Source organism: Bradyrhizobium erythrophlei, from assembly GCF_042430365.1.
Taxonomy (GTDB): Bacteria; Pseudomonadota; Alphaproteobacteria; order Rhizobiales; family Xanthobacteraceae; genus Bradyrhizobium; species Bradyrhizobium erythrophlei.
Genome location: NZ_JBHMET010000113.1, coordinates 1 through 14,752, shown reverse-complemented (window position 1 = coordinate 14,752; position 14,752 = coordinate 1). Strand labels below are relative to the sequence as shown.

Below are 14,752 nucleotides of genomic sequence, written 5' to 3'. Positions count from 1 at the left end.
TATCTGCCGGATCGACGAAAACCTCTTGCACCGCACGGCCGGACCATACATCTGGGTCAATCGCGTCCGGGTCGAGCCAGCAACGAGCCCGGCCATGTCCGCTATGCCCCGTTCGCGACCGAGGTCCTGTGGAGGTGCAATATGTCGCGAAGGGCCAACAGGCGACATAGCAGGCTGACCGAGTACGAAAGAGGCCGCCAGATGAGGCGGCCTTATTTAGGTGAGGAAGCTAAATTGCTGCCTCCCGGTGCGGTACGCGACACCACATTAAGGAAAGCTCGCCAAGTCGAAACAGCTTCCCATACCAACGAGTGGCTAAACTCGCCAGGTCTAAGGTCACCGCAATGGCCTTGCTGCGTAGCGCACTGCCCGGCCGTCCCCGCGGCGTGTGTCGCCTACGGGTCAAGGCCGGCGGTCGGGATGCGCGCCTGACAAGTCCGGTCCACGCTTGACCGCGGACATCGCGGGCCTTTCGAGCTTCTTCGGTTCGGGGCCAGCCGCGGACCTCGCTAAAGCCCGAACCGACTGCAGCAGCGTTGAAGTAAGAAAACCAGAGAAGTTGTTTGGAATGTTTTTTAAAGCCGGAACCTGCTGCGCAGGTTCTGAGCGAGGTCGAGCAGCGCCGGATTGCTTTTCACCAAACGTTTGGCCTCGTTGACGGCGGACATTGCGCCGATGGCGAAGCGGCCGCGCACGCTGAGCGGGATCAAACTGTCAAAGATCGGCTCCCAGTCCTTGCAGAAGAGCCGCTTGTAGTCATGCGAGCCGACGCCGAAGTCGAAGGCGCGATAGTTCTGATCCGTAAAATGATCGATGATATCGCGCATGAGGATCAGGCCGGGGCTGAATTTCGCATTCTGCGACATGGTGTAGGTGGTGAACATCATGGAGAAGCGGTGGCCGTCGGAGACACCGGCGAAGATCGCGATCACTTCCTTGTCGCATTCGAGCGCATGGATTTCGATCGCGCGGCCGCCGTTGGCCAGCCGAGTTATGCAGGCAGCGCGGATGAATTCCTGCACGCCCGGTTCGGCGAACACGTATGGCAGCTTCTGCTGGGCCATTCGTTGCGGCTTGACTTGGAAGAACCAGTCGAGCAGACGGGTGATGTCGGCGTCATCAGACGCGATGTGATAGCGGTAGCCGGCAAGCGGCTGCAACTTGCGCTCCTTGCGCTGCAGCCGGCGGCGGAGGGATTTGCTGATCAGGCTCTCCGGTGTGGCGCCGGGCTCGATCGTGCGCACCGGGCAGTGGACGGTCGAGGGCTCATGAGGCAGCAGCCTCAGCGGGTTTTGCAGATCGCCCCAGTTAGTCGGCTGCCAGCGCAGCACCAGCACGTCGGCTTCGTCGCGCGCGGCGAGCAACGCCATCAGCGCGTCGAGATCAAGTTCAGTAGCGGTCGCCGCGAATTCGCGCTCCCACAGGCCCATGTTGAAGGTTGAATGGTTGCCGCCCATGAAGCTCGCGCAGCGCACGCCGAGGACTGTTTTAGAGGCAAGCGGCAGCAAGCCCAGCGGCCGACCGACGTCGTCACGGGCGATCACGAGGAACGGCGACAGCCCTGCGCGGTGGCCGACCTGGCGCTGCCAGGCGGCGAGAAAATCGAACCGTTGGTAGGGCGTGGCGGAATGGTTTGGTCTCTCAAGACTGCGCCAAACCGTCTCGGCGGCAGCGAGATCGTGGACGATATCGACGGAAGCGACGCGCCGTCGTCGCGACCACACAATTGCTTGCGTCGTCTGGTTTTCGATCGCGATCCTGCGCGGGCCGTCCCATAGCTCAACGGCCTGCCCGTAGCTGGCGAGGTGCTTGGCGCGTTCCTTTGCAGCGTCGTCATTTAGTGACGAAAGGTGCGCGCGGTTGATGATGTGGCCCTCATTGTCGAGGATGAATACCTTGTAGTTGTGGTGCACGGATGCACCCCGGGTGCCCCAGTTCCTCACGTGATGCATCTCATCAGAACGCTGCGCACTGAAACGTGCTTATTCAGCGCGGTCACTCAATTTGTCGCAAGAGACATCAGCGGAGAATTGGAGCTACCTATTCGGCTTATGGGACAGCTTCACTGACCTGTTAATGGAAAGCCGTCACTGCGAGGCTTTTCCCCTCGCCACCAAAAGCCGCATCCAGCCGAACAAAAAGAATAGCACAGGAGGCCCTAAAAGCATCACCGGATAGACGGCTTTCGGAATTGCAGAAGCCCGCGGGGCGACGGGAGGAAAATCGCACAAGGGCCCCTTCTTCTTAGCCTTCGAACAGTCACTCTCGTACTTGGCCCAAATCGCAGCCGATGCGCGCGCGTAGGCGCGCGCATCGGCATCTCTCTTCCAAATAAGAATGGATATTGGGCCAGCAACACAGCACCAAAGGAAAGAAAGAACGATCCAAAGCTGCAGCAGGCGTCTCGCCGGGTTCATTGGTCCCTCGACCAAGAATGGCGGATGGGTTCGGAGATGCCAGGCGATCGTCACGCTTCCCGCCCAAACCGCGCCCGCCGTCGGACCCGAACCCTTCCGCAACCTGATTGTGGGCGCAAGTACTTTTCCGCGCTCGGTGACCAACGCGGCGCAAAAGCAGACATCGTGGGAGGTCCGAGAAGGGTCATTTTCGACCGATTCAGCGCGGATCGTCGGCCGGCTGATGTCCGCTTTGACCCAATAACGCCGACTGCTCGCTAATGCGTCCACGCCGTAGTCGACCTGCCTCCAGTCCGTCGAGCCTCCATAATGAGGTCGAAGCGACCACGATCGCCGGTCTGCCGATTGTCTGGATGGTACGCAGCAATTCAGACCCCGAACGAGTGACGCATCTGCGTCACGATCCGGCCGACCGCATAGGAGTACTTGCCATGCGCGAAGTGCTGGTCGGCCAGGTAGAGCGCGAGGAGGACGGCAACAGCGATCAAGAGAGCTTTCATGGGGCACCCGAACAACAGGGCCTAAGCCTCAGCGGACGATTCATGCTGGAGTCGCGGACTTGGTCACTTCATCGCCACAAGGCTCGCGTGTCGCGGACGATTCATGGGTACCCAGGAATTCTCGTGGATTGAGAGTCGCTGTGCTCGACGAATCGAATGTTCCGGTCGTGCAGGGCACGCGATTCGACGGTTCGGCGTTCTCTTCGGGCGTTGGCTTACGCACTCGTCCGGAATGCCCGCCCCTAACGGCGCACGACGATCGCGCCGAGCACGAAGGCGACGGCGGGTGCGCGAAGCGGTGTCTCGCGTGTCACGCCACGAAGCCACTGCGGCAAAGCCGGCCGGTTGGCATCGTCCAGTTCCGCCTTGAGCTGATCGGACATTCGACGGATCGACGCGGCGGCCTGCGCGATCCTCGCTTCGTCTCGCGCAACCGGCGCTGGATCATGGTGTTCCCGCGGTCAGCTCCCTACAGCCCGCTCAGATGATGTGCGGCGACAAACACGACGAGCCAACAAAGCAGCAGCGCGGATAGAGCGCCGGCTATGCTTCTTGCAAGCTGAGCCTTGGAAAGATGAGTCCTCGCCAACATTGGGCGGCATCCTCGTGTATGTGAGCGCGGACGCGGCTCACTCCGCTCCGGCTCAATGAATGAGTGTCAAATTCCAAGTCCAAACTCCACGTCACGACACTGAAACCGATTGGTGTGGAGACCGTTCCAAGCCAGGGACAGGGAACCTGCCGACAGCCGGTGGATCGCTTTCGGAACCCGCGCGTTGACTAGGGAGATATCAAGGGCGACGCGCCGGCTGAACTGTTCGCCGCGACAACGGGAAACGGTGACGCGATGGAGATCCGCTGGGGGCGGCTTCGATCGATCGTCTGGACTGCTGTGTTCCTGCTCGCGACCATCATTGTGGCGAGCGCCGCAGGCGAGAACGCGGGCCGTCCCTCTGAATTTGTGTTCCTGGTCCAGATCACACTGCTCATCGCAGTCGGCCGCGGGCTTGGCGAAGTGATGCAGCGCATCGGCCAACCCTCGGTCATCGGCGAGCTGCTCGGCGGGCTCCTGCTCGGCCCCTCGCTGTTCGGCTGGCTGTGGCCATCGGCGCAGAGTGCGATCTTTCCCTCGTCGGGCGAGCAGAAGGCGTTGCTTGAGGGCGTTGCGCAATTCGGCATCCTTCTCTTGCTGCTGCTGACCGGGATGGAGACCGATCTCGCGCTGGTCCGCAAGGTCGGCCGCGCTGCGATCGCGGTCTCGATCACGGGCATCGTCGTTCCGTTCGTGTGCGGGTTCGCGCTTGGTGAATTCTTGCCGCAGAGCCTCATTTCGCATCCCGAAGCGCGGCTGATCGCAGCACTCTTCCTCGGCACCGCGCTGTCGATCTCGTCCGTGAAGATCGTCGCCGTCGTGGTTCGCGAGATGAACTTCATGCGCCGCAATGTCGGCCAGATCATCGTCGCCTCAGCGATCACCGATGACACGATCGGATGGATCATCATCGCGATGATCTTCAGCCTGGCCGCGCGCGGCAACCTCGACCTGCCCTCAGTGGCGCAGACGCTGCTCGGCACGTTTGCCTTCCTCGCCGTCAGCCTCACGATCGGCCGGCGGCTGGTGTTCCGCCTCATCCGTTGGGCCAACGATTACCTGCTCAGTTCAGCCGCGGTCATTACCGTGATCCTGCTCTTGATGTGCGCCATGGCCATGATCACGCGTCTGATCGGCGTCCATAGCGTGCTCGGCGCCTTCATCGCCGGCGTCCTGGTGGGACAATCCCCGATCCTCACCCGGCAGATCAACGAGCGGCTGCGCGGCTTGATCTCCAGTCTGTTCATGCCGGTGTTCTTTGGCCTGGCCGGCCTCAGCGCGGACCTGACCGTGCTGAAGGACCCGAACCTCCTGATGCTGACGGCGACACTCGTGCTCATTGCCAGCATCGGAAAGTTCGGCGGAGCGTTTGCCGGCGGCGCGCTGGCTGGGCTGACGCGGCAAGAATCCTACGCCCTGGCAAGCGGCATGAACGCGCGCGGCTCGACCGAGGTGATTATCGCAACCATCGGGCTTTCGATGGGCGTGCTCAGCCAGAACATGTTCTCGATGATCGTCACCATGGCGATCCTGACCACGATGGCGATGCCGCCGATGCTGCGATCGGCGCTGGCGCGGCTGCCGCTCGGCAAGGAGGAGAAGGAGCGGCTCGAGCGCGAGGAGTACGAGCAAAAGGGATTTGTGGCCAACCTCGAGCGGCTGCTGCTGGCGGTCGATGAGAGCACCAATGCGAGATTCGCATCCCACATTGCCGGCCTTCTCGCCGGCAGCCGCGGCCTCCCTATCACCGTGCTCCATGTCGGCGCGCGCGCCAAACAGCAGGAGAGCAAGCGCGCCGAAGATGAGAGCCACGAAGCCGCCGTACTCAACGCGGCACAGGCAGTTGCGGAGGCCCAGGCGGACGGCGGCGGCAACGTCGAGGTCACGACCCGGTCGCGGGACGAGACGACCGCGGAGGCGATCGCCGAGGAGGCGAAGAAGGGATTTGATCTCCTCATCGTCGGCATCGACGAGGTGACCGACAGCGACGGCGGCTTCGACAGGAAGGTCGACGCCCTGACCTCGGGTTTCACCGGCCCGCTTGCGATTGCGGTCGCCAAAGGCATTCACCTGAAGCAGCCGGCCAGCAACGCCCGGAAGATCATGGTTCCGGTGTCGGGCAGCACCGTCTCGCGGCGCGGCGCGGAGATCGCCATCGCGCTGGCGCGCCTCAGTCCCGAGCCGCTGCACGCGGTCTACGTCTCCACCACGCGCGACAGGGGCACGCGGCGCACCAGTCCCAGCATGTCGCTCGCGAAGGAGGAAGCGATCCTGAAGGACGTCGCGACGGCAGCCGCCCGCTACGACGTCGACGTCAGGACGGCACTGCGCGCCAGCACGGCGCCTGATGTCTCGATCCTGCAGGAGATTGCGGCAAGCCGCGCCGATCTCGTCGTGCTCGGCGTCGATCGCATCCAGGGCAGCACACTGATCTTCGGCAGCGTCGCGGCGACGGTGCTGAGCCGATCGAAAGCCTCGGTGCTGCTTGTGTCAGGTGGCGAACTCAGGTCGAAGACCTGAAGTCGCCGGGGCGCGCGCGTGATTGAGCCGATACCCGCCCGCTTCTCGCTTCATCCCGGATGTTAGCCGCCAGCCGGTCGAGCTGGCTCGCGAGGCCGGTAAAGGTTCGCGCGATGTTGCGCGTTATGGCGGCGCGGTCCTCAGACGCATCCGGGCGCTGAGCCATGCTCTTGTATTTCGCTGCGAGCGCTCGGCATTCTGCGGCGGTCAGCATCGTGATATCCTTATGGCCGTTGGAACAGCTTCACTGCGGTAGATGGTCTGCAATTCGGCGGTCATGGGTTCGATGCCATGCCACCGTTTGTAGGATCGAACCGAAGGCCGTCCAGTGCTCCCGATCGAGACCCGTCTCCGCCGGACCAATCCCCACCGCAGTGAGATCTCCGGGCACCGGCCGAAGCATGCATGACAAAGCTGTTTTGTCACAACCTCCGCGACCACCACATACCATCACAACCTTCGGGGCGAATGTGAAATACCTCTCATTTCGCGGGACGTTCTCCTTCCCCCTGAAGGGGAAGGTCGGGATGGAGGTCAGCCACGCGCACCGGCCTGAATGGAGAGAAGATCCCCACCCGCTTTGCTCTGGCGAGCAAAGCGACCTCCCCTTTTCAAGGGGAGGTTGGAAGCTACTCCGCAGCCTGCGGATTTGCGCCCCTGACACGCCGATGACAAGCTGGTCTAGATTGCGTTCGCGAAGGTGATCCGCCCTCGGACAGTCGCGCAGGGCGGTCGGGCAAACGTGGTGCCGCTACCACTCGTCCGGGCAGGGATCGACGATCTTCCAGAGGTCCATCCCGTTCTTGATCTTCTTCATCTCGGTGGTGAGCCCGCCGTTGCGGCGGATCCAGTCCTTCACCGTGTCGGGGTAGTAGGACATCAGGTCGGAGGTGCCCTCGAGGCTCGTGACCTTGATGCCGAAGGTGAAGGCCTTGTCGTAATAGGCCTGGTGGAAGCCGATGCTCGCCTTCGGCGTCACGCAGATCTTGTTCATCGGCACGATGCCGAACACCAGCGTGCAGGCCGAGTTGCAGATGCCGTCGATGATGACGCGCTCGCCGCGATCCTTGATGCGCTTGTACTTGGTCTTGTACTCCTCGACATAGCCGCCATGGTCGCGCGTGATGTGCAGGTCCGCCCGCGCAGGTGCGGCAGCCAGGACAAGGAGCAGCAGGGCAAGGGGCGTGATGCGCATGAAACGTTCTGTAGCCAACGAGCCTGGTCAGGGAGAGGGGCGGCCCGGGACGGACCTGACCGCAAGACTCTGGCCGGACTGTGTTGGGAATTCGTTAAGCATCCCCAAAAGGCCAAAAATTGGCACGCTGTGGCCGATTTCCCGCAGCTTTTCGCCAAAATCCGCGCTAAATGGATGCTGGATCAGGCAAAAATGCCGATTCCAGCGTGATGTCCGGAGGCCACCGATGACCAAAGTGAAGCTCCTCGCCGCGTTAACCCTAGCCGTCATGGCCGCCGCCCCTGCGGTTGCGGCCGATATGACCGCCACTCCGCGCCACCACCGGCATCATCACCACGCCTATTGGGGCCTGCCCTACCACATCAGCTACCTGCACAATTACGGCCCCGGCCTGGCCCCCGGCAGCTTCGCCTTCTACGACGGCCCCTCGACCAACAAATGCTACCAGGGCTCGGCCGCCTATCTCGGCCAGGACCACCGCCGGCATCCCTGCTTCTGAGGCGTGATCGCCGCGTATTCTGATTGGCGCGAGCCGTCTCGATCCCGGATCACGTCCGGGACGAGGTTCGCGCGAAAATGCCATCAGCCGTCGCTGGCTGTTCCGGCCGAGGTCTGCTAATCGACCGGCCACCAACGCGCTCGTAGCTCAGCTGGATAGAGCATCGGATTTCGATTCCGAGGGTCGGGAGTTCGAATCTCTCCGAGCGCGCCACTTGGTAGCGTACTGTCGCCGCCAAATGCCGCCGATCGGTCGCCCGCCCCCGCACGGGACTGGCAGCATTCCGTAACGGATCGTCACTCCCGAGAGGCTTGAGTCCGTCAGTCCGCGATGATCGCCGCTACTTCGATCTCGACCCGGGCCGGAGCCGGAGTGAGGGCGCTGACTTGGACGAGCGGCTGGGCGCACAGCATCAAAGGCTTCAGAGTGGACGCGCGCGACGCGTTCCGTGTCCGCCATGTCGATCACGTACACCACGGAACGGACGACATGCCGCATACCGGCGCCAGCCTCGGCCAATACGTCGGCGATCAATGCCAGTGCGGCCCTGGCTTGCAGGTAGGCATCGCCGTCGAGGTGCGGCGGACGTGCTGTTGTGCCGGAGACAAAGACTTGGTTTCCGACGCGGACGGCACGGGAGTAGCCATAGGCATCTTCAAACGCATACTGCGATGAGAATTGCCTCGCCAATGACGCGCTCCTATCGGTTCCGGGCTGCAACGCCGAACTGTCATCGCTGCCCCTTTCCGACGAAGCCGCAAGTGACGATGCAAGTCCACCTGATAGTGCCGCAGATCGCAAGCCATCGCGGATCAGTCGATTGCGACCTGAAATCTGCCTCTCCGGGTTTGTATCCTACCTGTTTGATTCCGACGTTCTGACCAGCAAAGACGACGCCAAGCTTTTTTCTGCCGGTTGAAGCAGATGCGACCGCATATAGTTAAATGCCGCCCGCACCATGAGTGCGAGCGGCTTCGTCTTCCAGAGCTATTCGGCCTACGCTCGATGCAGATAATGTGCGCCCTCCGCACGAGCGCGTCCGCCATCTCGTCCTGGGTAACTGGCCGCGCCGTCCCAGGCACAACATGAGGCGAGAATACTAGAAGTTAGGCTCGATATTGTGCTGGGCGCAAATGAGCCGGGCCTTCATGCTCGTCACATAGGGATCTTTGCTGATCTGGCAGAGCCTGGATGAACCATGGCTTTCCTTGGTGACGACCGGAGATCCTCCCTGGATCAACGACTCCATCGGGAAGCGGTACAGATCGCCTGTGCCACGTTCAACATATGCGCCGGCTTCGCTGAGGTCCTCCCAATCGATTTCCAGGAGTTTGACGCGATGGGCCGACTCAATCGAGTTCTCTTGCTTGGCCATAAGCAGAACCCTCCATGTTTGAGTGTTCCTGCCTCCCAGCGGGCTTCCGCGCCCCTCTGGTACCGCAAGGCTACCCAACGACGCAAAAAAAGGAAAGGAGAAATCAAAAATGGTAAGCCCCGCTGCCGCGCGTGCCTCCCAGGCAACGCAGGATAGTCCACTTCGTCAGGCTGCAAGCGCCGCGGGAGGCCAGCACCCAAGAAGGCGCAGTGCAAAATCGCAGGCCGTCGCAGATTAACTGGTTGGAGCGCGTGCAAGGTGCCGCGTCATACCGGCACGGCGAACGCGTAGTGCCCATCTTCATCGACCGTGGCGCGCCAGCATCTACTACGTACCAAACCGCTGAGCAGCCTAATTGGCGGCCTACGAAGCGCGTTCTTGATATCGGTCCGCTAATTCGAACGGAAAATCCGCCTGCCATGCGCGCGTGATTCGCTCCGCACGTCTCTGGGTCGGTGAAAAACGGCACGCCACACGTTTCCGGCTCGAACAGCCACCCTTCTTGCCGCCTTCCAAACTTCCAGAGATTCGACGATCTCCATCATTGCTCGCCAATACCGGTATCCCCACGCAAAGGCCGGGACCGACAACAACTTATCCTTGTTCAACTGAAATAGCCGTTCCACGACGGTGAGCTTCAAGACTTCCGCTGCAATAAAAATGATCGCTCCCGCGAAGAAGTGTCCGGTCGCGATCAAATAGCCGCTCAGAGGTTTTGCCGGCTCGAGGATGATCACCGGCACCGCAAATAACGCGAGCGAAGGATACGGCGGCAATGAAGTGATCCAGAGCCGCACGCGCTCAAGCAGCCTCAGTCTTGCAAGCCATACCGTGATCGGTCGCGTAACATAGGAAAAGACGCCGTCGACGATGAAGTAGACGAGCGCGATCGCGAAAACAGGTGTGTTCCATACGCGGGTCATGACACCTCTGCCATATCAAACCGGCTGCCGATGATGCGTTCCCGGAAACCGGCTGGGAAACCAAGGAACCGGGAACAAGTGTCAGGCATGGAAGCATCCGAAACGAAGCGCCACACGCGACATTGCGGGCAGCAAGCCTCGCTCCTGCGCAATCGTTGCCTCCACGCCGAGTTCATGCGGCGGCGGTATCAATCGCGCGGCGTATCACTCGCTGCACTTCCGCATTCGACAGGAACAGATCATGGTTGATGATGCCCCAGCCGGCATCGGAAGCATCGATCACGCGCACGCCGAGCCGCTCGATGGCGGCCTTCTCGGCAGCGCCGACCCGTGTCATCCCCCCGGCGAGCCGCCCCGACAGCGCCAGCGCGCGATCGTTGGTCGCGGCGATCACGGTGATCTTGCGGGCGAGCGGACCAATGCGGGTAATCGCCGCCGAGAACACGTCCATGTCGATGTCGGGAGCGGCGAACACCACGGCGCCGATCTTGTCGATGACGGTGTCACCATAGCGCGCATGGAGCTGACGCAGGCTTTCCAGCGTCAGCATGGTTCCCATGCTGTGTGCGACGATGTGGACGCGGCCGGCGCCCGGGGTCGCCACGATCGAATTGAGCACGCGTTCAAAATCGTCGCGAGACCACATCGCGCTTTCGCGATCATAGGCGTAGTCGAACAGGCCCGCCTTCGACGGCCAGGAGAACAGCATGGTGCGGCCGCGGAAGCGGATGGCATCGGAGAGATGAGCGGCATCAAGCGCCGCAGTCTCGAAAGTCTGCTTGAAGCCGTGGACGTAGATCAGGACGTCTCCTGCGCCGCCCTGCGCAAGAAGGTCGGTCACCTCGCCGGACACCGGCTCGACCGCGTCGATGCGCCAATCGCCAAGTCCGACCGAGGCCAGAGAAAGACGGCCGTCGTCCGGCGGCACAAGCTTCGCCCGTGCGACGGTCATCGCAGAAGCCCGCTCCGGCCCGAACCAGGGTTTTGCGCGTCCGCCACCCACCCGCTTGCGTGTGGTCGCGACGAGCAATGTGGGGTCAGTCGAGAGCGACGATGCGTCGAAGCGCGCGCCCGTTGCGCCCAAGCCGGTGCAGCCGCCCAGTGCGAGCACGCTTCCCAAGACGCTAACCCGCCCAACAGCGCGCGGCGGGATACAATAGACTCTTGTTGCAGACTATGTCGGACGATCACGCGGAACCCTACGGGAACATTCCCCGCCACAGGCCCCCACCCCTGCTCGCTCGGTGACTGACAATGGCGGCGAGAAAAGGGCGGGCAGGCGCGGCCTGGCTCGCGACGCTTGCCAGCAAGGCCTTGCCTGACATCGCCGTGGCGCGAGGTCGGTCAAGGCGAAGGGCCTCCAATAGAGACCAACCCGGTTCACCGCTTTCGCGACACGACGAGGAAATTCTCCGCGAACCGTCCCGGGACGTTCAGCTTCCGGCAGCCATTTTCGAATGGCACGAGCAGCGCCTCGCAGAGACGGGGAAGAAACCGCCCGGGTCGCGGAAGAAAGCCGTAGGGCGTGGTCGCCACGATCTCAAACCCCTCCTCCGTCAGTATCTTCGAGAACTGATTGAAGGTCAGGGTCTTTCGACGTCTCGCTGGATTGAGCCAGCTCATGACACGGCTCGCCAACCCCATGGGCGACGTTGCATTGAGGTGGATATTGCACACCAGCGTGCCACGTTCACGGAGATGCCGATAGATCGCCCGCAATGCGTCACGCCGAAGCGTGTCTTCGGCGTTCAGGAAGAAGCGAAACGCCGTGACGACGTCGAATGCCTGTCCGAGCGGGGCTTTCGTGATGTCGATGCAAATGAGCGTGACGTCGTCGGGCACCGGAGCAGCCACGAGCATTGCTTTCGACACATCGACGCCGACGACTGAGCCGAAAAACATGGCCGCAACCCGGGTAATGCGCCCGGTTCCGCAGGCAAAATCGAGCACCGTCCGCTTGGGCCCTCCGAGAGGACGCAGGACGTTTTCGAGCAGGGGTTGTTCGACGTGGCGCCACAGCGCCGCGCAGTGGCCCATCTCAAGGGTTCTGGCGTAGTCGGCGACGCTATCGGCCGCCTGATGGCGGCCGCGATAGCCTTCGCTGACCATGTCGCCGTTAACCATGATGAAGCGTCCCGAAGCTCACCGTAATGCTAGCAACGCGCGGTACGGTGTCATCGTGCATTCGAATGACGCCGTCATCCGCAGCAATGATCTTCCGTCCGACAAGCATGCAGCGCAGCCGATCCGGTGGCGCATCTCGGAGTCGCGTCCCACCAACGACGCTGCCATCGCGCCCGTCCCCAACTCAGACCGCGGGCACGATCAGCCCAACCCGCATGTCGCTTGCGACAAAGACGCAGGCGGGCACAATCGATCTCCAGGCGATCAGGGGATCGCTGCTCCCTTGTAGGTGTCCGTCGGCGCAACGTTCGCGGTGGGTTCGAACGTCGTCTGGTCGAAACCGAAGTCGAGCGTGACATCGAACTCCTGCTGCAGCGCCGTCTTGTCAGCGCTGACATCGGAATTGAACGCATCCAGCGCCGCCTGGGCCGCCGCCCGCTTCTGGTCCGCGTTCTTTGAGCCGTCGTTCTTGATCTCGGCAAGCTTGCGCTTGAACTCGTCCAACTTGCGCCTGATATGGCGCTGCTTGCCCGACCAGGGCGGGAGCGCACCACCGACCTTCCTGTAGCGATAACCTTTTTCGCCCTTTACGACGTCCCTCAGCCGTTCGATCCATTTGGCGATGTCCTCGTTCTTCAGGCCCTCTCCGTCGCCCAGCGCGAGCTTTCCGGATTCGGGTGCGGTTGGGAGATTGGTCTTCAGCTTCTTGAGCAGGTCGATCAGACGCTCGATAAGCGCGGTCGTGTTGCGATCTTCCTCCTGCGCACCGTTGAGATGGGTACCGTCGATGATTGCCTTGCGATGGCTCGCCTCGTGCAGCAGCACCTCAAGCAGCTCGCGAAAGAGTTGTCCTTCCATCGCCGGCCGATCGTCGTCATTCGCCGCCTTGATCGCCGCCAGCGCTTCCTTGATCGCAGCCTTGTTGATGAGGATGTGAGTATTGGCCTTCGTCTTGCCGCCGACGTAGTTCTGTTCCTTGCCCGGGATCTTCTTGACCGCCGACGGGACGAGGTTCTTGTCGGCATATTTCTTGACCGCAGCCGGATCGGGTTGCCCCACGACGCCGCCCGGCAGGAGCGTCGGATCGATGCCGCATGTGAGCGCATCGAAAAAGGTCGCACCAGCCTGTCCCATCTGCGCCGTGATCTGCTCGCCCGCCGCTGTCGTTCCGTCGGGTTGCACGGTGATCTGGCGGAGGCGCCCATCCGGCGACGAAAGCGGGTTCGGATTCCTGGGATCGAGCCCGAGCCTGACGGCTTTCCCATTCGTCTCGCCCGACGTCAGGATTGTCGTCGGCGTCTTGCCGTCGGGACAATGCCGCGGCTTGCAATCGGGATCGAACGCATGGCAACGATCGACCAAGCAGCCGCAGCCGCATTCCTTGGGTCGCACAAGCCAGCCGAGGTGCTGATAGGCGTTGTTGGTCTGTGCCGGGCTGAAGCGGTCTGAGCTTGTGCATGTCCACAGCACAAGTTTCTCGACGGGTCGTCCGGCGAGTAGTTGCCGCAGCGATGTCTCGATGAACCGGTAGGCGCCGGCCTGATGACCGTGAAAAACGATCATCACTTCAGTGAAAAAGCAGCAGCAGCTCGGGAGCGTGGTGTCGAGGAAGTCCACGTCCTGGACGGACCACGACCACTCCGTGGCCGCAAGCTGGGTCGCGTTGCCGTTCAAAAGGACCGTCTCCGCCGCTCCAGCTGCTTTTTGCGGCACCATCGGCCGACGAACATCATTGGGATCGCCCGATGGCGCGTCATAGCCCAACATGTGGATGTGCGCGCCCTTGGCCCGCTGCGCGGCGTAGAATTCCAGCGCCCAGTGCTGCGCGAGATACATGGTCGAATCGTCGACGCGAAACGCGCCGGTCGCGTCGTCCTTGACCAGCTTGTCCCGCTCGGTCCGTTTTCGGAGCGGTCCGAGGAGGACGAGGAGCCGACTTCCCTGGCAGTGACAAGCCGGCTCGCTGTCGTCGCCCGTGCAGCCGCCGTCCTGCTCCGACCTATCGCCCATATCGCCCCTCCCCCCGCGGCACCGTGGCCGCACGACAGGCGCTTTCTGCCCCGCCCAACCCGAGGGCACGCGTTACCCGGGATTCGCGGGATGGCTCCTAGTGCGATGCAAGCTTCCTTCAAAGCGGCGCATTCAACAAGGCCAAATCCTCGCGGTTGCGCCTGAATGACGATGCACGCGCGACGCCGCGTCAGCGGATCGGCGCCGTGATTGTCGAGCCGTCACGCCCGCCCTGTCGCTGCCAGCAGCGCGTCGCGTTCGACCGCGGGCATGGCGCGCACGCGGCGCCGGCCGATGATGCGCATCGCGGCAAATCCGGCGAGGAAGACCACCAGCTTGCTGATGATGCCGAAGATCGGCATGACCACGGCCTATGTCGCGACACTGAAGGACAGCGCTCTGGTCACCTTCGGCGTACCCATCGGAATGCCGCCGCCCCCGTAGAAAAAATCGGCCAGTCCTTTATGGCAGATGAGGCGTAGCGCAAGTTAGCAGGGTGTCGCAGATTTACCGATCGGAGCGCGTGGCAGATCCCGGCATCATAGATCCTATGCAGGCGCGACGGACGGAGGTGTTACCATCTCGGTTTCGACCTAG

14 protein-coding genes, 1 tRNA gene and 1 pseudogene are annotated in these 14,752 nt (G+C 62.4%); 3 read left to right on the top strand and 13 right to left on the bottom strand.

Translation table 11 applies throughout. From position 1 onward, the window contains the following. Window positions 1–575 precede the first annotated feature (575 nt). The 4 genes from ACFFWD_RS18045 to ACFFWD_RS18030 all read right to left on the bottom strand — a co-directional run bounded on the left by ACFFWD_RS18045 (window position 576) and on the right by ACFFWD_RS18030 (window position 3,300). Window positions 576–1,757, bottom strand: coding sequence for a GNAT family N-acetyltransferase (locus ACFFWD_RS18045; protein WP_376967462.1), 1,182 nt, complete (start codon window positions 1,755–1,757; stop codon window positions 576–578). Between the two features lie 330 nt (window positions 1,758–2,087). Continuing rightward, complete coding sequence (locus ACFFWD_RS18040) at window positions 2,088–2,417, bottom strand: hypothetical protein (RefSeq protein WP_376967460.1); 330 nt, start codon at window positions 2,415–2,417, stop codon at window positions 2,088–2,090. Between the two features lie 368 nt (window positions 2,418–2,785). Next, on the bottom strand, window positions 2,786–2,917 hold the full coding sequence (locus ACFFWD_RS18035; RefSeq protein WP_376967458.1) for a hypothetical protein: 132 nt from the start codon (window positions 2,915–2,917) through the stop codon (window positions 2,786–2,788). 242 nt (window positions 2,918–3,159) lie between these two features. Further along, window positions 3,160–3,300: a hypothetical protein gene (locus tag ACFFWD_RS18030; RefSeq protein WP_376967456.1), complete on the bottom strand. Its 141-nt coding sequence runs from the start codon at window positions 3,298–3,300 to the stop codon at window positions 3,160–3,162. Between the two features lie 464 nt (window positions 3,301–3,764). Between ACFFWD_RS18030 and ACFFWD_RS18025 the strand changes: the two genes are divergently transcribed. Further along, window positions 3,765–6,029 carry a cation:proton antiporter domain-containing protein gene (locus ACFFWD_RS18025; protein WP_376967454.1) on the top strand — a complete coding sequence of 755 codons (2,265 nt, stop codon included), beginning with the start codon at window positions 3,765–3,767 and terminating at the stop codon, window positions 6,027–6,029. Here ACFFWD_RS18025 and ACFFWD_RS18020 read toward each other — a convergent pair. Both ACFFWD_RS18020 and ACFFWD_RS18015 read right to left on the bottom strand, forming a co-directional pair. Then, window positions 6,013–6,243 carry a hypothetical protein gene (locus tag ACFFWD_RS18020; protein ID WP_376967452.1) on the bottom strand — a complete coding sequence of 77 codons (231 nt, stop codon included), beginning with the start codon at window positions 6,241–6,243 and terminating at the stop codon, window positions 6,013–6,015. The genes ACFFWD_RS18025 and ACFFWD_RS18020 overlap by 17 nt on opposite strands. 537 nt (window positions 6,244–6,780) lie before the next feature. Then, complete coding sequence (locus ACFFWD_RS18015) at window positions 6,781–7,224, bottom strand: hypothetical protein (protein WP_376967450.1); 444 nt, start codon at window positions 7,222–7,224, stop codon at window positions 6,781–6,783. 226 nt (window positions 7,225–7,450) lie between these two features. On the opposite strand from ACFFWD_RS18015, the gene ACFFWD_RS18010 reads away from it, so the two are divergent. Further along, the gene (locus ACFFWD_RS18010) at window positions 7,451–7,723 is read left to right on the top strand and encodes a hypothetical protein (protein ID WP_376967448.1); all 273 of its coding nucleotides are present in this window, start codon (window positions 7,451–7,453) and stop codon (window positions 7,721–7,723) included. Window positions 7,724–7,859: 136 nt separating this feature from the next. Continuing rightward, window positions 7,860–7,936, top strand: a tRNA-Arg gene (locus tag ACFFWD_RS18005). Between the two features lie 243 nt (window positions 7,937–8,179). Here ACFFWD_RS18005 and ACFFWD_RS18000 read toward each other — a convergent pair. The 7 genes and pseudogenes from ACFFWD_RS18000 to ACFFWD_RS17970 all read right to left on the bottom strand — a co-directional run. After that, a pseudogene (locus ACFFWD_RS18000) lies at window positions 8,180–8,413 on the bottom strand (Rid family hydrolase); the annotation flags it as partial. Window positions 8,414–8,822: 409 nt separating this feature from the next. Next, on the bottom strand, window positions 8,823–9,098 hold the full coding sequence (locus tag ACFFWD_RS17995; RefSeq protein WP_376967446.1) for a hypothetical protein: 276 nt from the start codon (window positions 9,096–9,098) through the stop codon (window positions 8,823–8,825). Between the two features lie 392 nt (window positions 9,099–9,490). Next, a complete protein-coding gene (locus ACFFWD_RS17990; protein ID WP_376967444.1) occupies window positions 9,491–10,021 on the bottom strand; it encodes a hypothetical protein in 531 nt (176 codons plus the stop codon). Window positions 10,022–10,193: 172 nt separating this feature from the next. Next, window positions 10,194–11,141, bottom strand: coding sequence for an alpha/beta hydrolase (locus tag ACFFWD_RS17985; RefSeq protein WP_376967442.1), 948 nt, complete (start codon window positions 11,139–11,141; stop codon window positions 10,194–10,196). 260 nt (window positions 11,142–11,401) lie between these two features. After that, on the bottom strand, window positions 11,402–12,130 hold the full coding sequence (locus ACFFWD_RS17980; RefSeq protein ID WP_376967440.1) for a class I SAM-dependent methyltransferase: 729 nt from the start codon (window positions 12,128–12,130) through the stop codon (window positions 11,402–11,404). Window positions 12,131–12,409: 279 nt separating this feature from the next. Continuing rightward, window positions 12,410–14,155 (bottom strand): hypothetical protein, encoded by a 1,746-nt coding sequence (locus ACFFWD_RS17975; RefSeq protein WP_376967438.1) that lies wholly within the window; start codon window positions 14,153–14,155, stop codon window positions 12,410–12,412. Window positions 14,156–14,376: 221 nt separating this feature from the next. Next, window positions 14,377–14,517, bottom strand: coding sequence for a hypothetical protein (locus tag ACFFWD_RS17970; RefSeq protein ID WP_376967436.1), 141 nt, complete (start codon window positions 14,515–14,517; stop codon window positions 14,377–14,379). Window positions 14,518–14,752: the final 235 nt, after the last annotated feature.